Below are 24,160 nucleotides of genomic sequence, written 5' to 3'. Positions count from 1 at the left end.
GGTGGTGGTGGCCCGCGAGTCCGGCGACGGGCACCGGCGGCTGGTCGGCTACGTCACCGCGGCGGGCGCGCGGGCGGTGGACCCCGCCGCGGTCCGGGAGCACGCGGCGCGGGTGCTGCCCGAGCACATGGTCCCGGTGGTCGTGGTGCTCGACGCGTTCCCCACGACCGCCAACGGCAAGGTCGACCGGCGCGCGCTGCCCGCGCCGGACCCGCGCGGCGCCGCACCGGACCGCGCCCCGCGCACCCCGGCGGAGCTGGCGCTGTGCGAGCTGTTCGCCGACGTGCTGGGGGTGGCCGAGGCGGGGGTCCACGACGACTTCTTCGCCCTCGGCGGCGACAGCGTGCTCACCCTGCGGCTCACGGGCCGCGCGGGCCGGGCCGGGCTGCCCCTCACGCCGCGCGACGTCTTCGTGCACCGCACCCCGGCCGCCCTCGCGGCGGTGGCCGCGGCGGCGGACCGGCAGGCACCAGAGGCCGACCCCGAGGACACCGGCGCCCCGCTGGTGGAGCTGAGCGCGTTCCAGCGCGGGCGGTTGGCGGCGGCGATCGAAGCGGAATGGGAGGCACCCCGGTGACCAGGGCCGAGATCGAGGACGTCCTCCCCGTCACGCCGTTGCAGGAGGGACTGCTGTTCCACGCCGCCCACGACGGGGCGGCCGACGTCTACACCATGCAGCTCGCGCTGGAGGTCGACGGGCCGCTGGACCCGGCCGCGCTGCGCCGGGCCGCCGGGGCGCTGCTGGCCCGGCACGCGGTGCTGCGCTCGGCGATCGTCCAGGACGGGGTCGACGAACCGGTCCAGGTCGTGCTGGCCGAGGTGCCCCTGGCCTGGCGCGAGCACGACCTGTCCGCCCTCGGCGAGCCGGAGCGCGCGACCGGGCTGGACCGGGTCGGCGCCGAGGACCGGACCGCGGGGTTCACCCCGCACCGCCCCCCGCTGATCCGGTTCACCCTGGTCCGGCTGGCCGCCGACCGGCACCGGCTGCTGATCACCAACCACCACGTGCTGCTCGACGGCTGGTCCGTGCCGGTGCTGGTGGACGACCTGTGGGCGCTCTACGCCCGGGAGGGCGACCCGGCGGTCACCCTGCCGCCCGCCGCCGACCACCGGGCCTACCCGCGGTGGCTGGCCAGGCAGGACCACGACGCCGCCCGCCGGGAGTGGCGGACCCACCTGGCCGGGCTGAGCGGACCCACCCTCGTCGCCCCCGGCGCCGCCCGCGGCGGGGCGCCCGCCCCGCCTCGGGACCTGGACGCCGAGTTGACCGCCGAGCAGACCGCGCGCCTGCACACCGCCGCCCGCGGCCGGGGCCTGACGCTCAACACCGTGGTGGCGGGGGCGTGGGCGGTGGTGCTCAGCGGGCTGACCGGGCGGCAGGACGTCGTCTTCGGCACCACCGCCGCCATCCGCCCACCCACGATCCCCGACGTCGAGACGCTGGTGGGGCTGCTCGTCAACACGGTGCCGGTGCGGGTCAGCCTCGACGCGGGGCGGCCGTTCGGCGAGCAACTGGCCGCCGCGCAGGACCGGCGGGCCGCGCTGCTGCCGCACCAGCACGTGGGCCTGGGCGAGCTGCGGCGGCTGGCCGGGGTCGGCGCCGAGCTGTTCGACACCGTGCTGCTGTTCCGCAACCACCTGGCCCGCGGGCGGACCGCCGACGCCGTGGTGGCCGCGCCGCCGGGGCTGCGGGTCACGGCCGTGGGCGCCTGGGACGCCAACCACTACCCGCTCTCGCTCACGGTGGCACCCGGCGACCGGCTGCTGTTGCGCCTGTCCCACCGCACCGACGTGGTCGACGCCGAGACCGCGCGGCGCGCGCTGGACGCGGTGGTGCGCACGCTCCGGTCACTGGCCGCGGACCTGGACCACCCGCCCGGGCACACCGCGGGCCCGGTGCTCCCCGGGGTCACCGAACCGGACCGGGTGCCCACCCGCCCCGCCGCCCCGGGCCGGGGCGCGCCCGCGCGCACACCGCGGCAGGAAATCCTCTGCGAGCTGTTCGCCGACGTGCTGGAGCTGCCCGCGGTCGGCGCCGACGACGACTTCTTCGCCCTGGGCGGCGATTCCGTGCTGGCCACCCGGCTGGTGAGCCGGATCAGGTCGGTGCTCGGGGTGGAGCTGCCCGTGCGCGCGCTGTTCGAGGCGGGCACGGGCACCCGCCTCGACGCCGTGCTCGACCCCGGCGCCGCCGTCCGGCCCGCGCCGCGACCGGTGGACCGCCCGGAGCGCACCCCGCTCTCGCACGCCCAGCGGCGGCTGTGGTTCCTCAACCGCTTCGAGGACACCGGGTCCGCCTACCACCTGCCCATCGCGCTGCGCCTCACCGGCGACCTCGACCGCGCCGCCCTGACCGCGGCGCTCGGCGACGTGGTGGAGCGGCACGAGAGCCTGCGCACGGTCTTCCCCGAGGTCGACGGCGAACCCCACCAGGACGTGCGCCCGGCGACCGCCGTCGCGCTGCCCGTCGCGGCGCTGCCGGAGGCCGAGCGGGCCGCCGGGCCTGCCGCGGCGGCGGCCCGGCCCTTCGACCTCACCACCGATCCCCCGCTGCGCGCGGCGCTGTACGAGGTGGGGGGAACGGGCGAGCACGTCCTGCTGCTCGTCCTGCACCACATCGCGGGCGACGGCTGGTCGTTCGCGCCGCTGTCGCGCGACCTGTCGCGGGCCTACGCCGCCCGCCGCGCCGGTCGCGCCCCCGAGTGGGAACCGCTGCCGCTGCAGTACCCGGATGCCGCGCTGTGGCAGCGCGAACTGCTCGGCGACGGCGCCGACCCGGACAGCGCACTGGCGCGGCAGCTCGACTTCTGGCGGACCGCGCTGGCCGACCTGCCCGCCGAGCTGACCCTCCCGGCGCAGCGACCGCGCCCCGCCCGCGCGAGCCACCGCGGCGACCGCGTGCCCCTGGAGATCCCGCCGGACCTGCACCGCGGCCTGCGCGCCCTGGCCAGGGAGAGCCGCACCACGCTGTTCATGGTCGTGCAGGCGGGACTGGCCCTGCTGCTGTCGCGGTTGGGGGCGGGCCGGGACATCCCCATCGGCACCCCGGTCGGCAACCGCACCGACGAGGCGCTCGACGACCTGGTCGGCCTGTTCGTCAACACCCTGGTGCTGCGCACGGACACCTCGGGCGACCCGACCGCGCGCGAGCTGCTCGGTCGGGTCCGCGCGGCCGACCTCGCCGCGTTCGCCAACCGGGACCTGCCGTTCGAGCGGCTGGTCCACGAGCTCAACCCGGCCCGGTCCACCGCGCGGCACCCGCTGTTCCAGGTGGCGCTGGTCCTGCACAACAACCCCGCCCCGCCCCCGCCGCGACTGCCCGGCCTGGCGGTCGAGGGGCTGCCCCTCGGGCTGCCTACGACCATGTTCGACCTGTCCGTGGAGCTGACCGAGCGGCGCGGCGCGCAGGGCACCCCGCACGGCGTCCACGGGTCCCTGGAGTACAGCACCGACCTGTTCGACCGGGCGGGGGCCGAGCGGATCGCCGAGCGGCTGGTGCGGGTGCTCGCGGCGGTGGTCGCCGACCCGGACCAGCGGCTGAGCGCGGTGGACCTGCTCGACGGGGCGGAGCGGCGACAGCTTCTGGAGTGGGGCGCCCCCACCCGGGTCGAGCCGCCGACCGGCACGCTGGCCGAGGCGTTCGCCGCGGTCGCCCGCCGCACCCCCGGGGCCACGGCCGTGGTCTGCGGGGACCGGGCGCTCACCTACGGCGAGCTGGACGCCCTGGCCAACCGGTTGGCCAGGGTGCTGCTCGCCGCGGGCGCCCGGCCGGAGCGGGCGGTGGCCTTGGCGCTGCCGCGGTCGATCGAGCAGGTCGTGGCGACGGTGGCGGTGGTCAAGGCGGGAGCCGCCTACCTGCCCCTCGACCCCGAGCACCCCGCCGAGCGCATCGCCTCCACCCTCGCCGACGCGCACCCCACCGCGGTGGTGACCACCGGGGCCGTCGCGGCGGCGCTCCCCCGGGAACCGGACGCCACCCTGGTCCTGCTGGACGACCCCGGGGTGGTCCGGGCCCTCGGTGCCGCGCCCGCGGGCGAGCTGACCCCCGAGGAGCGCCCGCTCGCCCCCACGACCGACTCCGCCGCGTACGTCATCCACACCTCGGGGTCCACCGGCCGCCCGAAGGGCGTCGTCGTGCCGCACGGCAACGTGCTGCGGCTGTTCACCGCCACCGCCGAGCTGTTCGACTTCACCGCGGACGACGTGTGGAGCGCCTTCCACTCCCCCGCGTTCGACTTCGCGGTCTGGGAGACCTGGGGGGCGCTGCTGCACGGCGCCACCCTGGTCGTGGTGCCTGCCGACGTGGCGCGGGCACCGGAGGAGTTCCTGGCGCTGCTGGTGCGATCCGGCGTCACCGTGCTGAGCCAGACACCGTCGGCGTTCACCCAGCTCGCCCGCGCCGACGCCGAGGACCCGGGGCTGGGCGACCGGCTGTCCGTGCGGCGCGTCGCCTTCGGCGGCGAGGCGCTGGACCCGGGGTCGCTGGCGGGCTGGCGGGAGCGGCACCCGGACAGCCCGGCGCTGGTCAACCTGTACGGGATCACCGAGACGACCGTGCACGTCACCGGGGTGCGGCTGGACCGGCGGGCGCACCGGACCGGCAGCCCGATCGGCCGGGGCCTGCCCGACCTGCGCCTGCACGTGCTCGACGAGCACCTGCGCCCGCTGCCCGCCGGGGTCGCGGGCGAGCTGTACGTCGCGGGTCCCGGCCTCGCGCGCGGCTACCTGGACCTGCCCTCCCCGACCGCGCAGCGGTTCGTGGCCTGCCCGTACGGGCCGCCGGGGGAGCGCATGTACCGCACCGGGGACGTGGTGCGCTGGCGGGCGGACGGCGAACTCGACTACGTCGGCCGCGCCGACGACCAGGTGAAGGTCCGCGGCTTCCGGGTCGAGCCCGGCGAGGTGGCCGCCGCGCTCACCGCGCGGCCGGACGTCGGCGCGGCGGTCGTCGTCGCCCGGGAGCACCGCCCCGGCGACCTCGGGCTCGTCGCCTACGCCGTGGCCGCCCCCGGGCACCGCCTCGAACCCACCGACCTGCGCCGTGCGCTGGCCGGGGTGCTGCCCGACCACCTCGTCCCGGCGGCGGTGGTCGTGCTCGACGAGCTGCCGCTGACCCCGAACGGGAAGGTGGACCGCCGGGCGCTGCCCGCCCCGGTCGCCACGACCGGTCGCGGCCGGGCCCCGCGCACCGCGCGGGAGGAGGTCCTGTGCGGGTTGTTCGCCCAGGTGCTCGGGCTGCCCGAGGTGGGGGTCGACGAGAGCTTCTTCGAACTGGGCGGGCACTCGCTGCTGGCCACCGGGCTCATCAGCCGCGTCCGCGCGGCCTTCGGCGTCGACCTGCCGGTGCGGGCGCTGTTCGAGGCGCCCGCGGTGTCCGGGCTGATCGGGCGGGTCGACACCGCCGCGGGCACGGACCGGCCGCCGCTGCGGCCCGCCGCGCGCCCGGACCGGCTGCCGCTGTCGTTCGCGCAGCGCAGGCTGTGGTTCCTGGACCGGTTGCAGGGGTCCGGGTCGGCCTACAACATCCCGCTCGCGCTGCGGCTCACCGGTCCCCTGGACCGCGACGCGCTGCTGGCCGCCTGCCTGGACGTGGTGGACCGGCACGAGAGCCTGCGCACGGTCTTCCCCGAGTCCGACGGCGAACCCCACCAGGTGGTGCTGCCGCCCCCCGCCGGGCGGGCGGGCCGGGTGGACGCCGCGGTGGTGGCCGTGGACGCCGCCGGGCTGGACGCCGCCGTCGCCTCGACCACCACCGCCGGGTTCGACCTGCGCACCGACCCGCCGCTGCGGGTCCGGCTGCTCGCCCTCGCCGAGGACGACCACGTCCTGGTGCTGGTACTGCACCACATCGCGGGCGACGGCTGGTCGCTGCGCCCGCTGGCCGACGACCTCGCCACCGCCTACGCGGCCCGGCTGGCCGACCGGGCGCCCGGGTGGGCGCCGCCGCCGGTGCAGTACGCGGACTACACCCTCTGGCACCGCGCGGTGCTCGGCGACCCCGGCGACCCGAACAGCACCGGTGGCCGCCAGCTCGCCTTCTGGCGCAGCACCCTGGCGGGCGCCCCGGAACAGCTCGCCCTGCCCCTGGACCGGCCGCGGCCCCCGGTCGCCCGCTACCGCGGCGGGGCGGTCCCGCTGCCGGTCCCGCCCGCGCTGCACACCCGGCTCGCCGCGCTGGCCGCCGACGGCGGGGCGACGCTGTTCATGGTGCTGCACGCCGCGGTCGCGGCGCTGCTGACCAGGGTGGGCGCGGGCACCGACCTGCCGCTGGGCACGGCCGTCGCCGGGCGCACCGACGCGGCGCTCGACGACCTCGTCGGCTTCTTCGTCAACACCCTGGTGCTGCGCACCGACACCTCCGGCGACCCCGGCTTCACCGACCTGCTCGCCCGCGTCCGCGACACCGACCTGGCCGCCTACGCCCACCAGGACCTGCCCTTCGACCTGCTCGTCGAGGAGCTGAACCCGGGGCGCTCGGTCGACCGCAACCCGCTGTTCCAGGTGATGGTGGGGTTGCAGAACAACACCGGGGCCGAGGCAGGGCTGCCCGGCGTGGTGCTGGGCGCGGTCCCGGTGCCCCCGGCCGAGGCGAAGTTCGACCTGCTGTTCGCCTTCACCGAGCGGCGCACCGCCGACGGCCGCCCGGACGGCCTGGACGGCGTGCTGGAGTTCGCCACCGAGCTGTTCGACCCGGCGACCGCCCGCGGGCTGGCCGCGCACCTGCTCGGCCTGCTGGCGGCCGTCGCCGCCGACCCGGCGTGCCCGGTGGGCAGGCTCGACCTGCTCGACGACGACGGCCGCCGGGCCGTGCTCGCCCGCGGCGACGGCGGCCCGGTGCGCCCACCCGCCCCGGCCCGGCCGGGCGCGGGCCTGGCCGAGCTGTTCGCCGCCCAGGTCGCGCGGACCCCGGGCGCGACCGCGCTGGACGCGGGCGCCGTGCGGCTCGGCTACGCCGAACTGGACACCCGGGCCAACCGCCTGGCGCACCTGCTGATCCGGCACGGGGCGGACCACGACCGCCCGGTGCTGGTCCTGGTGGAACGCTCCGCCGAGCTGGTGGTCGCGCTGCTGGCCGTGGTCAAGGCGGGCGCGGCGTACGTGCCGCTCGACCCGCGCCACCCGCGCGCCAGGATGGGGCTGATCGCCGCCGACACCGGCGCGGGCATCCTGCTGACCGACGCGGCGGGCGCCGAGCACCCCTTCACCGACCGGGCCGCCGCCGACGGGCTCGCGGTGCTGCGGGCCGACGCGGTCCCCGGCGACCTGCCCGAGCACGACCCCCGGCGCCCGGTCGAGCCCGACCGGGCCGCGTACGCCATGTTCACCTCGGGGTCCACCGGCGTGCCCAAGGGCGTCGTGGTCACCCACGCCAACGTGGTGTCGCTGGCGTTCGACCCGTGCTGGCGCGGCGGCGAGCAGGACCGGGTGCTGGCGCACAGCCCGCACTCGTTCGACGCCTCCACCTACGAGCTGTGGGTGCCGCTGCTGTCGGGCGGGTGCGTCGTGCAGGCACCGCCGGGGGAGCTGGGCGTGGCCGACCTGGACCGGGTGATCACCGAGCGCGGTGTGACCTGCGCCTTCTTCACGACCGCGCTGTTCAACCTGCTGGCGCAGGAGAGCCCGGCGACCCTCGGCGCGCTGCGGCAGGTGTGGACCGGCGGCGAGGACGTATCGCCCGCCGCGTTCGAGCGGGTCGCGGCGGCCTGCCCCGGCACTGCGCTGCGGCACGTCTACGGGCCGACCGAGACCACCACGTTCGCGACCTTCCACGCGGTGGACCCCGGCTCCCCGCCCGGCCGCACGGTGCCGATCGGCACGCCGATGGCGGGCACCCTGGCCTACGTGCTGGACGCGGGGCTGCGGCCGGTGCCGCCGGGCGTGGTCGGCGAACTGCACCTGGCGGGCGCCGGGCTGGCGCGGGGCTACGCCGCCCGGGCCGCGCTGACCGCCGAGCGGTTCGTCGCCGACCCCTTCGGGCCGGCGGGGACGCGGATGTACCGCACCGGCGACCTGGCGCGGTGGACCCCGCGCGGGCTGGAGTTCGCGGGCCGCGCCGACGACCAGGTGAAGCTGCGCGGCTTCCGGGTGGAGCTCGCCGAGGTCGAGGCGGCGCTGACCGCGCACCCCGGGGTGGGGCGGGCCGCGGTGGTGGTCCGGGAGGACCGGGCCGGGGAACGGCGGCTGGTGGCCTACGTGGTGCCCGCGGCGGGCGCGGCGGAGGGCGGCGCGGGCCGCGACCAGGTCGAGGACTGGCGCGGCATCTACGAATCCCTCTACGGCACCGACGCCTACTTCGCCGCCCCCGGCGGCGGCTTCGGCAGCGACTTCTCCGGCTGGAACAGCAGCTACGACGGGCAGCCGATCCCGTTGGCGGACATGCGGGAGTGGCAGGCGGCGACCGTCGAGCGCATCCGCTCGCTGCGACCGCGGCGGGTGCTGGAGATCGGCGTCGGCAGCGGCCTGCTGCTCGCCGAGCTGGCCGGGGACTGCGAGTCGTACTGGGGCACCGACTTCTCCCCCTCGGCCGTCGACCGGCTGCGCGAGCACCTGGCCACCCGGCCGGAGCTGGCGGGCCGGGTCGAGCTGCGCTGCCAGGCGGGCGAGGACACCACCGGGCTGCCCACCGACCACTTCGACACGGTGGTGATCAACTCCGTCGTCCAGTACTTCCCCTCCGCCGACTACCTGGACCGGGTGCTGGCCCGCGCCGTCGAGCTGGTCCGGCCGGGCGGGGCGGTGTTCGTCGGCGACGTGCGGGACCTGCGCCTCGCCCGGTGCCTGGGCACCGCCGTGCAGCTACGCCGCGGGGGCGCGGGCACCGCCGCGGCCGTGCGCACCGCCGTGCGGCGCGGCCTGCTGCTGGAGGAGGAGCTGCTGGTCGACCCCGACCACTTCGCCGCCACCGCGCGCGCGAACCCCGGGATCACCGCGGTGGACCTGCGCGTCAAGCGCGGCCACCACGACAACGAGCTGACCAGGTACCGCTACGACGTGGTGCTGCACAAGGGCGCGGACCGGGTCCTCGCGCTCGCCGACGCCCCCCGGCTGCGCTGGGGGCGGGAGGTCACCGGGCTCGCCGAGGTGGTGGCGCACCTGCGCGCCGAGCGCCCGGCGCGGCTGCGGGTCACCGGGGTGCCCAACGCCAGGATCGCCCCGGAGCTGGCCGCCCTGCGGGCGCTGGACGCCGACACCGACCCGCGGACCGCCCTGGCCGCGCTCACCGGCGGCACCGACCGCGACCCCGACGCGCTGCCGACGGTGGAGGCCGTGCACCGGGCGGTCGAAGACCTCGGCTACACCTGCGTGATCGCCCCCGCGGCCCGGCGGGCCCCGGACCAGGAGGCGGACGGCGCGCTGGACCTGGTGCTCGTCGACGCGGCCGAGGCGCGCGGCCGGGCCCTCGACGGCACCCACCTGGCCGCCGAGGACGCCGGGCAGGCGAGGCGGACCAGCGACCCGGAGCGGTCGCACGCCGTCCGCGCGCTGACCGCGGCGCTGGGCCCGCACCTGGGCGAGGTGCTGCCGGAGTACATGGTGCCCTCGGCGTTCGTGGCCCTGCCCACGCTGCCGCTCACGGTCAACGGCAAGGTGGACCGGCGGGCGCTGCCCGCGCCGGACGTGGCCGCGGCGGCGGCGGGCGCCGCGCCGCGCACCCCGCAGGAGGAGATCCTGTGCGGGCTGTTCGCCGAGGTGCTCGGCCTGCCCGCGGTGGGGGTCGACGACGACTTCTTCGACCTGGGCGGGCACTCGCTGCTGGCCACCCGGTTGACCAGCCGCGTCCGGTCGGTGCTGGGGTCCGAGCTCGCCGTCCGGGAGGTGTTCGAGGCCCCCACGGCCGCGGGCCTCGCCGCCCGGCTCACTCCCGCCGACCGCGCGCGACCGCCGCTGCGGCCCGCCGAGCGGCCCGCCCGGCTCCCGCTGTCGCACGCGCAGCGCAGGCTGTGGTTCCTCAACCGCTTCGAGGACAGCGGTTCGACCTACAACATGGCGATGGCCGTGCGGCTGGTCGGGCCGCTGGACCACGACGCCCTGCGGGCGGCGGTGGCCGACGTCGTGCGGCGGCACGAGGTCCTGCGCACGGTCTTCCCCGCCGACGACGGCGAACCGCACCAGCGGGTGCTCGACGTCGAGGCGGTGCGCGAGGGCCTGGTCACCACCGGGGCGGTGCGGGCCGACGAGGTCGCCGCGCTGCTGCGAGCCCGCGCCGAGCGGGGTTTCGACCTCACCCGCGACCTCCCGCTGCGGGCCTGGCTGTGGGCGACGGGCACGCACGAGCACGTGCTGCTGCTGGTCGTGCACCACATCGCCTGCGACGGCTGGTCGCTCACCCCGCTGGCCAGGGACCTGTCCACCGCCTACGCCGCCCGCGCGCGGGGCCGGGAACCCGAGCAGGCACCCCTGCCCGTGCAGTACGCCGACTACACCCTGTGGCACAACAGGGCCCTCGACGGCGACGGCTCGGCCCGGCACCTGGAGCACTGGGCCACCACCCTGCGCGGCGCCCCCGCCGAACTGGCCCTGCCCACCTGCCGCCCCCGCCCCGACACCACGGCGCACACCGGCGACCACATCACCTTCACCGTCCCCGCCGCGCTGCACCAGCGGCTCACCGCGCTGGTGCGCACCGACCGGGCCACCCTGTTCATGGCCCTGCACGCCGCCCTCGCCGCACTGCTGACCCGGGTGGGCGCGGGCACCGACATCCCCATCGGCACCCCCGTCGCGGGCCGCACCCACGACGCGCTGGACGACCTGGTCGGCTTCTTCGTCAACACCCTGGTCCTGCGGTTGGACACCGGTGGCGACCCGACCCTGCGCGAACTGCTCGCCAGGGCCCGCGCGGTCGACCTCGACGCCTACGCCCACCAGGACCTGCCGTTCCAGCGGCTCGTCGAACACCTCAACCCGCGGCGCGACCCCGGCAGGCACCCGCTGTTCCAGGTGATGCTCGTCCTGCAGAACACCGCCGAGCCGGTGCTGCGCCTGCCGGGCGTCCGCGTCGAGCACGAGCCGACCACCGTGCGCAGGGCGAACTTCGACCTGTGGCTGGGCTTCACCGAGACCCGCCTGCCCGACGGCGCGGCCGGGGGCATCACCGGCAGGCTGGAGTTCCGCACCGACCTGTTCGACCGGGAGACCGCGCACGGCATCGCCACCCGGCTCATGCGGGTCCTGCACGCCCTCGCCGCCGACCCCGACCAGCGCGTCAGCCGGGTCGACGTCCTCGACGCGGCGGAGGAGCACCGGCTCCTGCGCGCCACGACGACCCACCCGCTGCCCGCGACCACCCTGACCGCACTGCTCGAAGCCCAGGCGGCGCGCACACCGCACGCGGTCGCGGTCGTCGACCACGACGGGACCACCCACACCTACGCGCGGGTGCACGAGCGGGCGAACCGGCTCGCCCACCTGCTCGCCGGTTCCGGCGCGGGACCGGAGAAGACCGTGGGGGTGGCGCTGCCCCGCTCGGTCGAGTCGGTCGTCGCCCTCGTGGCGGTGCTCAAGACCGGTGCCGCCTACCTGCCGCTGGACCCCGAACACCCGGCCGAACGGCTCTCCCGGGTGGTCGACGACGCCGGGCCCGTCGCCCTGCTCACCGACCGCGGCACGTCCGGGGTGCTCGACGGCGCGGGGTTCGCCGCCGTGGAGCAGATCCTGCTCGACGAGGTGGGTGGGGACCTCGCCGCGCGCCCCGCGTCCGCGCCACCGCCCACCGCCGTCCCGGGCAACCCGGCGTACCTGATCCACACCTCGGGCTCCACCGGGCGCCCCAAGGGTGTCCTCGTGCCGCACGCCGCCATCGCCAACCGGCTGCTGTGGGCGCAGGCCGAGTACGGCCTGACCGCCGAGGACCGGGTGCTGCACAAGACGCCGACGAGCTTCGACGTGTCGGTGTGGGAGCTGTTCTGGCCGCTGATCGCGGGCGCGGCCGTGGTGCTCGCCCGACCGGGTGGGCACCGCGAGCCCGACCACCTCGCCGAGCTGGTGCGCCGCGAGCGGGTGGGCACCGCGCACTTCGTACCGTCCATGTTGGACGTCTTCCTGGACGCGCCCGCCGCGGCGGGCACCGGCCTGCGCCGGGTGCTGTGCAGCGGCGAAGCCCTGCCCACCGCGCTCGCGGCCCGCTGCGAGCGGGTGCTGGGCATCGCGCCGGACAACCTGTACGGGCCCACCGAGGCGGCGGTGGACGTCACCGCGTGGCGCCCCGCGCCCGCCCGGCCGGAGCCCACCGTCCCCATCGGACTTCCGGTGTGGAACACCCGCGCGTACGTGCTCGACGAGCACCTGCGCCCGGTGCCCGAGCGCGTGCCCGGTGAGCTGTACCTGGCGGGGGCGCAACTGGCGCGCGGCTACCACCGCGCACCCGGTCGCACCGCTGAGCGGTTCGTCGCCGACCCGCACGGCGGTCCCGGCGAGCGCATGTACCGCACGGGCGACCGCGTGCGGCGGTACCCGGACGGGGCGCTGGAGTTCCTGGGCCGCACCGACGACCAGGTGAAGGTGCGCGGTGTCCGGGTCGAGCCGGACGAGGTGGCCGCCGCGCTGGCCCGCCACCCGGCGGTGGCGCGGGCCGCGGTCGTGGCCAGGCCGGGGCCCTCGGGTGCGGTCGAGCTGGTGGCCTACGCCGTCGCCGCGGGTGGGGCGGCGTCGGGGGTGGACGCGGAGCAGTTGCGCCGCCACGCCGCGCGGGTGCTGCCCGAGCCGATGGTGCCCGCCGCCGTCGTGCTGCTGGAGGCGTTGCCGCTGACCGTGCACGGCAAGCTGGACCAGGCCGCGCTGCCCGCGCCGGTGCGCGCCGCCCCCGCCCCGGCGCGGGCGGCGCGCACCGGCGCCGAGGAACTGCTGTGCGGGCTGTTCGCCGACGTCCTGGAGGTGCCCTCGGTCGGCGTCGACGACGGCTTCTTCGACCTGGGCGGGCACTCGCTGCTGGCGATGCGCCTGGTCAACCGGGTGCGGTCGGTGTTCGGGGTCGAGCTGCGGGTGCGGTCGGTGTTCGAGGCGCCCACGGTGGCCGCGCTCGCCGCGCGGCTCGCGGACGCGGGCGACGGCCCGGTGCGCCCACCGGTGCGCGCCCTCACCCGGCCCGAGCACGTGCCGCTGTCCTCCGGCCAGCTTCGGCTGTGGTTCCTCAACCGGTTCGAGACGGCCCGCGGCACCTACCACATCCCGATGGCCCTGCGGCTCTCCGGCGAGCTGGACGTGGCGGCCCTCGACGCCGCGCTCCTCGACGTCACCACCCGGCACGAGAGCCTGCGCACGGTCTTCCCGGACGTGGACGGGACACCCGCGCAGGTGGTCGTCGACGCGGGCGCGGCGCACACCCCGCTGGTCGCCGTGCCCGCCGCCGAGGAAGACCTGGCCGGGCTGCTGGCCGCCGCCTCGGCGCGCCCCTTCGACCTGTCCACCGACGTCCCGCTGCGCGTGGCGCTGTTCGCCGTGGCACCCGGCGAGCACGTCCTGCTGGTCGTGCTGCACCACATCGCGGGCGACGGGTGGTCGTTGGCGCCGCTGGCCCGCGACCTGGCCGCGGCCTACCGCGCCCGGCTCACCGGGGAGGCGGGCGGCGCGGCACCGCTGCCCGTGCAGTACGCGGATTACGCGCTGTGGCAACGGGAACTGCTCGGCGCCGAGGACGACGCCGGCAGCCTCCGGTCCACCCAGCTCGCCCACTGGAGCGCGGCGCTGGCCGGTCTGCCGGAGGAACTGCCGCTGCCGTTCGACCGGACCAGGCCCGCGCTGCCCACCGACCAGCCCGCGGGGAGCGTCGAGTTCACGCTCCCGGCGAGCGTGCACCGCGGCCTGGTCGAGCTGGCGCGGGAGACGGGCGCGACCGTGTTCATGTCGGTGCGGGCAGCGCTCGCGGTGCTGTTGACCCGCATCGGCGCGGGCCACGACATCCCGATCGGCACCCCCGTCGCGGGCCGCACCGATTCCGCGCTCGACCCCCTCGTCGGCAACTTCGTCAACACCCTCGTCCTGCGCACCGACACCTCGGGCAACCCCACCCACCGCCAACTCCTGGCCCGCGTCCGCGACACCGACCTCACCGCCTACGCCCACCAGGACCTGCCCTTCGAGCAACTGGTCGAACACCTCAACCCCCAGCGGTCGCTGTCCCGGCACCCGCTGTTCCAGGTGGTGCTGACCCTGCAGAACACCGAGCGGGCGGACCTGGACCTGCCCGGGGTGCGGGTGCGCGGCCTGCCGCTCGACCCCGGGCCGACCGAGTTCGACCTGGCCGTCACCGTCCACGAGCAGCACACCGACGACGCGGCACCGGCCGGGCTGCACACCGCGCTGCGCTACCGGACCGACCTGTTCGACCGCGACACCGCCGAACAGCTCGGCAGGCGGTTGGTCCGCGTCCTGCACGCCGTGGTGGCCGACCCGGACCAGCCCATCGAGCAGGTGGACGTGCTGGACCCGGCCGAGCGGCGCAGGCTCCTCGGCGCACCGGCACCCGCGGTGCCCGGCGGTGCGGCGACGCTGGTGGAGCGGTTCACCGAGCGGGCCCGGCGGGCCCCGGATGCGGTGGCGGTGACCGCCGAGGACGCCACGCTGACCTACGCCGACCTCGACGCGCGGGCCGGTCGGCTGGCGCACCTGCTGCGCTCGCGGGGAGCGGGCGGCGGGCGGCCGGTCGCGCTGCTGCTGCCCCGGTCGGCGGAGCTGGTCGTGGCGATGCTCGCGGTGCTCAAGGCGGGCGCCGCCTACCTGCCGGTCGACCCGGACTACCCGGCCGAGCGGATCGCGCTGACCCTCACCGACGCCCGGCCCGCGCTGGTCGTCGCCCGGTCGGCCACCGCACCGGTGGACCCGGGACCGGTCGCCGTGCTGCGCCTGGACGACCCGGACACGGTCGCGGCGCTGGCCGCGCAGCCCGACACCGACCCCGGCGCGGTGGTGCTCCCCGACTCCCCCGCGTACGTCATCCACACCTCGGGTTCCACCGGCAGGCCCAAGGGCGTGGTGGTGGCGCACCGGGAGGCGGCGGCGCTGTTCGCCGAGACCGCGGAGCTGTTCGGGTTCGGGCCCGGTGACGTGTGGGCGTTGTTCCACTCCCCCGCGTTCGACTTCTCCGTGTGGGAGATCTGGGGGGCGCTGGTGCACGGCGGGCGGCTCGTCGTGGTCAGCCACGAGGTCTCCCGCTCGCCCCACGACCTGCTGGCCCTGCTGGTCCGCGAACGGGTGACCGTGCTCAACCAGACCCCGTCGGCGTTCCACCCGCTGGCCGCGGCCCTCGCGGCGGAGCCCACCGCCGACCGGCTCGCCCTGCGGCACGTGGTCCTCGGCGGTGAGGCGTTGCGGGCCCGGCGGCTGGCCGACTGGTACGCCCACCCGGTGAGCCGGTCGGCGGCCCTGGCGAACATGTACGGCATCACCGAGGGCGTCGTGCACGTGACCCACCGGCCCCTGGACCGGTCGGTGGTGGCGGAGGCGGCGCCGGGCAGCGGCGTCGGCCGCGGCCTGCCCGGCCGGTGGTTGGTGGTGCTGGACGAGCGGCTGCGGCCGGTGCCCACCGGCACCTGGGGCGAGCTGTACCTGGTGGGCGATGGGATCGCGCAGGGCTACCTCGGCAGGCCGGGTCTGACCGCCGAGCGGTTCGTCGCCGCGCCGTTCGGCCCGCCGGGAGCGCGGGCGTACCGCACCGGTGACGTGGTGCGGTGGCGCGCGGACGGTCGGCTGGACCACCTCGGCCGGGCCGACGACCAGGTGCAGGTGCGCGGGTTCCGGGTCGAGCCGGGGGAGGTCGAGGCCGCGCTGACCGCGCTGCCGGGGGTGGCGCTGGCCGCCGTGGTCGCCCGCGACGACGAGGACGGGCACCGCCGGTTGGTCGCCTACGTCGTCCCCGGCAACCCGGGACCCGGTGCGGTGGAGCTGTCGCAGGCGTGGGTGCGCGGGGAACTGGCCGACACCCTGCCCGCCCACCTGGTGCCCGCCGCCGTCGTCGTGCTGGACGCCCTGCCGCTGACCCCGCACGGCAAGCTCGACCGCGCCGCGCTGCCCGCCCCGGACTTCGCACCCCTGATCTCGGGCGGGGAACCCGCGGACGCCAAGCAGGCGCGGCTGTGCGAGCTGTTCGCCGAGGTGCTGCGGCTGCCCGGGGTCGGCCCCTCGGACAGCTTCTTCGAGCTGGGCGGCGACAGCATCGTCTCCATCCGGCTGGTGGCGCGCGCCCGGGCCGCCGGTCTGCACTTCAGCCCGCGCGAGGTGTTCCGGCACCGCACGCCCGCCGCGCTGGCCGCGGTCGCCGCCGACCTCGCGGCCCCGTCGGCCGAGGACCCGACGGAGGCGTTCGGGGAGCTGCCGCCCGCGCCGATCGCGCACTGGTTGCGCGAGCGCGGCGGGCCGGTCGACGGGTTCAACCAGTCGGCGCTGTTCACCACGCCGGTCGGGCTCGACCCGCGGGGCCTGCGGGTGGTGCTGGACGCGGTGCTGCGGCGGCACGACGCGCTGCGGATGCGCCTGGTGGTCGACGCGGCCGGGGACTGGTCGTTCACCACCGCCCCACCGGGCGCCGACCCGACGCGGAACGTTCTGTCCCAAGTGGACGTTCGCGACCACGACGGCACCGCGCTGCGCGAGGCGGTCGAGCACCACGGCGAACTGGCCCGGCGGGCACTGGCACCGCGCGAGGGCGAGTTGGTCCGAGCGGTGTGGTTCGACGCGGGGTCGACCAGGCCCGGCCGCCTGCTCCTGGTGGTGCACCACCTGGCCGTGGACGCGGTGTCCTGGGGAATCCTGCGCGCCGACCTCGCCGCGGCGTGGCGGGCGGTCTCGGCCGGGCGCGCACCCGAGGCGACCCGCGCGGGCACGTCGTACCGCCGGTGGGTCCGGGAGCTGAACCGCGCCGCCGCCCGACCGGAGCGGCTCGCCGAACTGCCACTGTGGACAGACGTGCTCCGCGACGCGGGCACTCCGCTCACCGACCAGCCGCTCGACCCGGCCGCGCACACCGAGGGCACGGTCCGGACGCTGGTGGCGGTGCTGCCGCCGGAGACCACCGAGCCGCTGCTCAGCACCCTGCCCACGGCCTACCACGCCGGTGTCGACGACGTGCTGCTCACCGCCCTCGCACTGGGGGTGGCGGCCTGGCGGCGCGAGCGGGGCGGCACCGACCGCGGCGGCGTGCTGGTCGACGTGGAGGGGCACGGCCGGACCGAGGACCTGGCCCCCGGCCTGGACCTGTCCGGCACGGTCGGGTGGTTCACCGCCCTGCACCCGGTGCGCATCGGCCCCGGGCACCTGGACCTCGACGAGGCGCTGCGCGGCGGTCCCGCCGCCGGGCAGGCGCTCAAGCGGGTCAAGGAACAGCTCCGGGCGGTCCCCGACCGCGGCGCGGGCTTCGGCCTGCTGCGCCACCTCGACCCGACCGCCCGGGCCGCGCTGGCCGCCCTGCCCACCGCCCAGATCGGGTTCAACTACCTCGGCGCGGTGGACGGCGCCGACCGCGCCGCCGCGGACTGGGACTTCGCCCCCGAGGGCGCCGCGGTGCCCGGTGCCGACCCGGACCTGCCGGTGGCGCACGCGCTGGAGGTGGCCGCGGTGGTGCACCGGGGACCGGACGGGCCGCGGCTGCGCACCACCTGGTCGTGGCCCGCGTCGCTGCTGCCCGCCGACGGCGTCGCGGCGCTGGTGCGCGCCTGCGAGCGGGCGCTGACCGGCCTGGCCGGGTTCGCCGGGCACCTGGCCTCGGGCGGGCTCACCCCGTCCGACCTGCCGCTGGTGGAGCTGAGCCAGCACGAGATCGACGAGCTCGAGGACGAGATCGACATGGATTGGGGATCGCCGCTGTGAGGCAGCCGAAGTTCGACGACGTCCTCCCGCTCGCGCCGCTGCAGGCGGGACTGCTCTTCCACGCCATGCACGACGGCCGCGAGGCCGACGTCTACGCCGCGCAGCTCACCCTGGACCTGGCCGACGGGGTCGACCCGGGCAGGCTGCGGGCGGCGGTGGCGGCCCTGCTGGCCCGGCACGCGAACCTGCGCGCGGCGTTCCGGCCGCGCGCCTCCGGCGACCCGGTGCAGGTGGTCGCCAGGGCGGTGGAGCCCGACTGGCGCGAGCTGGACCTGACCGGCGCCACCCCGGCCGAGCGCGCGGCGACCGCCGACCGGCTGGCCGCCGAGGACCGGGCGCGGCCGTTCGACCTCGCCAGGCCGCCGCTGCTGCGCTGCACCCTGCTGCGGCTCGACGAGCGGCTGCACCGCCTCGTGTGGACCCACCACCACATCCTGCTCGACGGCTGGTCGGTGCCGGTCCTGGTGCGCGAGCTGGGCGCGCTGTACACGGGCGCCACCCTGCCGCCGGTGACCCCCCACCGCGACCACCTCGCCTGGCTGGACCGGCAGGACCGCGCCGCGGCGGCGCGGGCGTGGCGGGCGGAGCTGGCCGACCTGGACGGCCCCACCCTGGTGGCCGGGCGCACCGGGTCCGCGGCACCGGAGCAGTTGACCGCCGAGCTGACCGAGGAGCAGACCGCCGCGCTGACGGCGGTGGCCAGGGCGGCGGAGCTGACCACGAGCACGCTCGTGCAGGGCGCGTGGGCGGTGGTGCTCGGCGCGCTGACCGGGCGGCGCGACGTCGTGTTCGGCACCACGGTCTCCGGCAGGCCCGCCGACCTGCCCGGCGCCGAGTCGATGGTGGGGCTGTTCATCAACACCGTGCCGGTGCGGGTGCCGCTCGACCCGGCCGCCCCCGTGCTCGACCTGCTGCGCGGCCTGCGCGACCGGCAGGCGGGCCTGCTCGAGCACCAGCACCTCGGGCTGCCCGAGGTGCAGCGGGCCGCGGGGCTGCGCGAGCTGTTCGACACCCTGCTGGTGTTCGAGAACTTCCCGCTGGACCCGGCCGCGGCACCGCCCGCCGCCGGGGAGCCGCGCATCACCGCCGCGCACCTGCGCGGCGCGGCGCACTACCCGCTGGTGCTCGTCGCCGTGCCCGGCCCCCGGCTGCGGCTGCGGCTGGACCACCGCCCGGACGCGGTGCCGCGGCAGCGGGCCGAACGGGCGCTGGCCTGGCTGGTCCGGGCGCTGACCGGGCAGGCCGCCGACCCCCGGCGGCCACTGGGCCTGCTCGACCCGGTCGACCCGGCCGAGCGCGCCCGGTTCGCGCGCGCCGGGAACGACACCGCCGTCCCCGTGCCCGCCACGAGCCCCGCCGCGCTGTTCGAGGCCCAGGCCGCCCGCACCCCCGACGCGGTCGCCCTGGTGTCCGGCGCGGACGCGCTCACCTTCGCCGAGGTGGACGCCGAGGCCAACCGGCTGGCGCACCTGCTCGCCGAGCGCGGCATCGGCCCGGAGCGGGTGGTCGGGTTGTTCCTGCCGCGCTCGGCGCGGACCGTGGTCGCCCTGCTCGCCGTGCTCAAGGCGGGCGCGGCGTACCTGCCGCTGGACCCGGCCCTGCCCCCGGCCAGGGTCGCGCTGCTGCTCGCCGACACCGCGGCGGCGGCCGTGCTGACCACCACCGCCACCGCCGCCGCGCTGCCCCCCGGTCACGGCGTGCCGATCGTGGAACTCGACGACCCCGGGGTCCGCGCGCGGCTGCGCGGGCGGGCCGCGACCGCGCCCACCGACGCCGAGCGCACCACGCCGCTGCTGCCGGAGCACCCCGCGCACGTCATCCACACCTCCGGGTCGACGGGCAGGCCCAAGGGGGTGGTCGTCGGGCACGCGGCGGTCGCCAACTACTGCGCCGTCCTGCCCGCCGCGCTGCCGCACCCGGCGCTGTGGGAGCCGGGCGGCCGGATGGGGCTGACGTCGAGCTTCCTGTTCGACGCCTCGATCAAGCAGCTCGCCGCCATGCTGCACGGCGCCACCCTGCACGTGCTGGGCGAGGAACTGCTGACCGACGCCGTCGAGCTGGTCGAGTACGCCCGCCAGCACCGGCTCGACGCGCTGCACGCCACCCCCTCGCAGTTGCCGGTCCTGGTCGAGGCCGGGCTGCTGTCCGGGGACCGGGCGCCCCGGGTGCTGCTGGTGGGCGGCGAGGAGCTGGACGCGGTGCGGTGGGCCGAGCTGGCCGCGCTCGACGACGTGACCGCCTTCAACACCTACGGCCCGACCGAGGCCACGGTGAGCGCGTTGGCGGCCAGGGTGGACGGCGGGGAACCCGTGCTCGGGCTGCCCCTGGGCAACGTCCGGGCGCACGTGCTCGACGCGGCGCTGCGCCCCGCCCCGCCGGGGGTGCCCGGCGAGCTGTACCTGGCGGGCGCGGGACTGGCGCGCGGCTACCTCGGCCAGGTCGGGCTGACCGCCGAGCGGTTCGTCGCCGACCCCTTCGGGCCAGCGGGGACGCGGATGTACCGCACCGGGGACCTGGCCGCGCGCGACGAGCGGGGCCGGGTGCGCTTCCTGGGTCGCACCGACCGCCAGGTCAAGGTCCGGGGCCACCGGGTCGAGCTCGGTGAGGTCGAGGCGGCGCTGCGCGCCCACCCGGCGGTGGCCGACGCCGCCGCCGCGGTGCGCGGCCGGGAGCAGACCGAGCGCGCGCTCGTCGGCTACGTCGTGCCCACCGGGGGCGGCGACCGGCTCGACCTCGACGCCCTGCGCCGGGACCTGGGCGCGACCCTGCCCGCGCACCTGGTGCCGACCACGCTGGTGCCGCTGGTGGAGCTGCCGCTGACCGCGACCGGCAAGCTCGACCACGCCGCCCTGCCGTCCCCCCGGCACGCCCCCGCCGCGTCCCGCCCGCCGCGCACGCCGCGCGAGGAGGTGCTGTGCGGCCTGTTCGCCGAGGTGCTCGGCGTCGGCCGGGTGGGCATCGATGACGACTTCTTCGCCCTGGGCGGGCACTCGCTGCTGGCCACCCGGCTGGTGACCCGGATCAGGGCGACCCTGGGCGTCGACCTGCCGCTGCGCGCGCTGTTCGACGCCCCGACGGTCGTGGGGACCGCGGCCCGCCTGGCCGAGGCCGACCGCGCGGCGGGTGGCGGCCCGGCGCGGGTCCGGCCGCCCCTGGTCGCGGGGCCGCGACCGGACCGCGTGCCGCTCTCCCCGGGGCAGCGCAGGCTGTGGTTCCTCAACCAGTTCGACCACTCCGGCGCGGCCTACCACGTGACCCTCGCGGTCCGGCTGCGCGGCCCGCTGGACGCCCGGGCGCTGCGGGCGGCACTGGAAGACCTGGTGCGGCGGCACGAGAGCCTGCGCACGGTGTTCCCGGCCGAGGACGGCGAGCCGCGCCAGCACGTGCTCGACGCCGCGACGGCGCACCCGGAGCAGGTCGGCGCCGCGGTCGACGAGGGCGACCTGCCCGGTGTGCTGGCCGCCGAGGCGGCGCGGGAGTTCGACCTCGCCGTCGACCTGCCCTTCCGCTCGGCGCTGTACGCGCTGGGCGCCGAGGAGCACGTGCTGCTCGTGGTCGTGCACCACATCGCCTGCGACGGCTGGTCGCTCACCCCCCTGGCCCGCGACCTCACCACCGCCTACCTCGCCCGCAGCGGCGGTCGCGCCCCGGAGTTCACCCCGCTGCCGGTGCACTACGCCGACCACACCCTGTGGCACAACGCCGTCCTCGGCGACGCGGACGACCCGGATTCCGCCCTGCACCACCACCTCGCGCACTGGGCCGACGCCCTGCGCGGCATCCCGGCCACCACCCCCCTGCCCACCAGCCGCCCCCGGCCCGCGACCGCGACGCACGCGGGTGACCACATCGGCTTCACCATCCCGCCCGCCCTGCACGGCAGGCTGGCGGCGCTCACCCGCACCCACCGGGCCACCGTCCACATGACACTGCAGACCGCGCTCGCCGCGCTGCTGACCCGCCTCGGCGCGGGCACCGACATCGCCCTGGGCACCCCCACCGCGAACCGCACCCACGACGCGCTCGACAACGTCGTCGGCTTCTTCGTCAACACCCTCGTGCTGCGCACCGACACCGGCGCGGACCCCACCCTGCGCCAGTTGCTCGCCAGGACCCGCCAGACCAACCTCACCGCCTACGCCCACCAGGACACCCCGTTCGACCAGCTTGTCGAACACCTCAACCCCCAGCGCGTCCCCGGCGGGCACCCCCTGTTCCAGGTCATGCTGGTCGTGCAGAACACCGCCGCGCCCGCGCTGGAGCTGCCCGGCGTGCTGGTCGAGCACCAGCCGGTCGCGACCGGCGGGGCCAAGTTCGACCTGACGTTCCAGTTCTCCGAGCGGTGGACCGCCGACGGCGGGCCGGACGGCGTCGACGGGCACCTCGAGTTCCGCACCGACCTGTTCGACCGCGCGGCCGCGCGCGCCATCGCCGAGCGGCTGCTGCGCGTCCTCGACGCCCTGGCCACCGACCCCGACCAGCGGCTGAGCCAGGTCGAGGTCCTGGACCCGGCGGAGCGGCGCCGGTTCCTGCGCGCCGACGCCCCGCCCGCGCCCCCGCAGGCCACCCTCGCCGAACTCTTCGCGGCCCAGGCCGCCGCGACCCCCGAGGCGACGGCCCTGGTCGAGCCCGACGGCACCACCCGCACCCACGCGTGGCTGCACCGGCGGGCCAACCGGCTCGCGCACTTCCTCCTCGCCCGCGGCGCGGCGCCGGAGAAGGCGGTCGCGGTGGCGCTGCGGCGGTCGGTGGACCAGGTCGTCGCCGCGCTCGCCGTGGTGAAGTCGGGCGCGACCTACCTCCCGCTCGACCCGGACCACCCCGCGCACCGGCTCGCCGCGGTGGTCGCCGACGCCCGGCCCGTCGTGCTGCTGTCCGACGAGCGCACGGCGGCGGCGCTGGCCGACGTCCCCGACGCCGCCTGGACCGCCCTCGACGCCCCGGGCGTCCGAGCCGAGCTGGCCGGGCTGCCGGACCGGGAACCGACCGACGCCGAGCGCGGCGGTCCGCCGCACCCGGCCCGAGCCGCCTACCTGATCCACACCTCGGGTTCCACCGGCACCCCCAAGGGCGTGGTGGTCTCGCACACCGGGGTCGCCGCGCTCGTGGCCACGCAGCGGGAACGACTCGGCGTGCGGCCGGGCTCGCGGGTGCTCCGGTTCGCCTCCCCCGCCTTCGACGCCTCGGTGTGGGAGCTGTGCATGGCCCTGGGGACCGGCGCGGCCCTGGTGCTGCCCCCGGACGAGCCGATGACCCCCGACCTGCTCGTCGACCTGCTCGCCGAGCACCGGGTGACGCACCTGACCGCGCCCCCGTCGGTGCTCGCCGAGCTGGCGCCGGAGGACGTGCCCGCGGGCGTGACCCTCGTGCTCGCCGGTGAGGCCCTGCCCGCCGAGCTGGCGGGCCGGTGGGGGCCGGTCCACCGGCTGGTGAACGCCTACGGCCCCACCGAGACCACGGTGTGCGCCACGGTGAGCGACCCGCTGCGCACCGCCGCCGCCCCGATCGGGACCCCGATCGCGGGGGCCGGGGTGCACGTCCTCGACGGGCACCTGCGGCCGGTGCCGCCGCACGTGGTCGGCGAGCTGTACGTCGCGGGCCCCGCCCTGGCGCGGGGCTACCTGGGCAGGCCGGGCGAAACGGCGCTGCGGTTCGTGGCCGACCCGTTCGGCACGGCCGCGGCGGGCACGGCCGGGGGCAGGCTGTACCGCACCGGCGACCGCGCGCGCTGGACCGCCGACGGCGTGCTGGAGTTCGTGGGCCGCGTCGACGAGCAGGTGCAGGTCCGCGGGGTGCGCGTCGAGCCGGGCGAGGTCGAGGCCGCACTCGCGGCGCTGCCCGGCGTGGCGGGCGCCGCGGTGGTCGCGCGCACCGACACCCCCGGTGAGCAGCGGCTGGTCGCCTTCGTCTCCGCCGCGCCCGGCCACGACGTGGACCCGGCGCGGCTGCGGCACCTGCTCGGCACCCGGCTCCCCCGGCACCTCGTCCCGGCCCTGGTGGTGGCGCTGGGGGCGTTGCCGCGCACGGCGAGCGGCAAGACCGACCGCAGGCGGCTGGCGACCGACCCGCTGCCCCCGACCGCGACCGGCGCACCCGCCCGGCAGCCCGGCACCCCGCACGAGGAACTGCTGCGCGGGCTGTTCGCCGACGTACTCGGCGTGCCGGGGGTCGGTGTCGATGACGACTTCTTCGACCTGGGCGGGCACTCCCTGCTCGCCACCCGGTTGACCGCCCGCGTCCGCGCGGCGCTGGGGGTGGACCTCGGGGTGCGGTCAGTCTTCGAGACCCCGACCGCGGCGGGCCTGGCCGAGCGCCTCGACCGGGCCAGGCCCGGCGGCGCCGGTCGGCCGCCGCTGCGGCG

At 77.5% G+C, this 24,160-nt stretch carries 3 protein-coding genes (2 of these 3 running past the window's edge); all 3 read left to right on the top strand.

Going from position 1 to position 24,160, the window contains the following annotated elements; genetic code table 11:
• Tightly spaced (each overlapping or abutting the next), the 3 genes in view from UO65_RS18550 to UO65_RS18540 form a layout consistent with a single transcriptional unit that may run on beyond the window.
• Nucleotides 1-577 carry the 3' end of a non-ribosomal peptide synthetase gene (locus UO65_RS18550; RefSeq protein WP_052021333.1) on the top strand. The gene continues 8,996 nt to the left of window position 1, outside the view, so only the last 577 of its 9,573 coding nucleotides appear in the window; the start codon falls outside the window, past its left edge; its stop codon occupies nt 575-577.
• Nucleotides 574-17,799 carry a non-ribosomal peptide synthetase gene (locus UO65_RS38665; RefSeq protein ID WP_161784481.1) on the top strand — a complete coding sequence of 5,742 codons (17,226 nt, stop codon included), beginning with the start codon at nt 574-576 and terminating at the stop codon, nt 17,797-17,799. Before UO65_RS18550 ends, UO65_RS38665 begins: the two co-directional genes overlap by 4 nt.
• Nucleotides 17,796-24,160, top strand: partial view of a non-ribosomal peptide synthetase gene (locus UO65_RS18540; RefSeq protein ID WP_035284300.1) — the beginning only. Its footprint extends 16,504 nt past the window's final position; the window shows 6,365 of its 22,869 coding nt (coding positions 1-6,365); the start codon lies at nt 17,796-17,798; its stop codon lies beyond the right edge, outside the window. Before UO65_RS38665 ends, UO65_RS18540 begins: the two co-directional genes overlap by 4 nt.

It is taken from the genome of Actinokineospora spheciospongiae (assembly GCF_000564855.1).
Taxonomy (GTDB): Bacteria; Actinomycetota; Actinomycetes; order Mycobacteriales; family Pseudonocardiaceae; genus Actinokineospora; species Actinokineospora spheciospongiae.
This window is presented reverse-complemented; position numbering and strand designations above follow the sequence as displayed.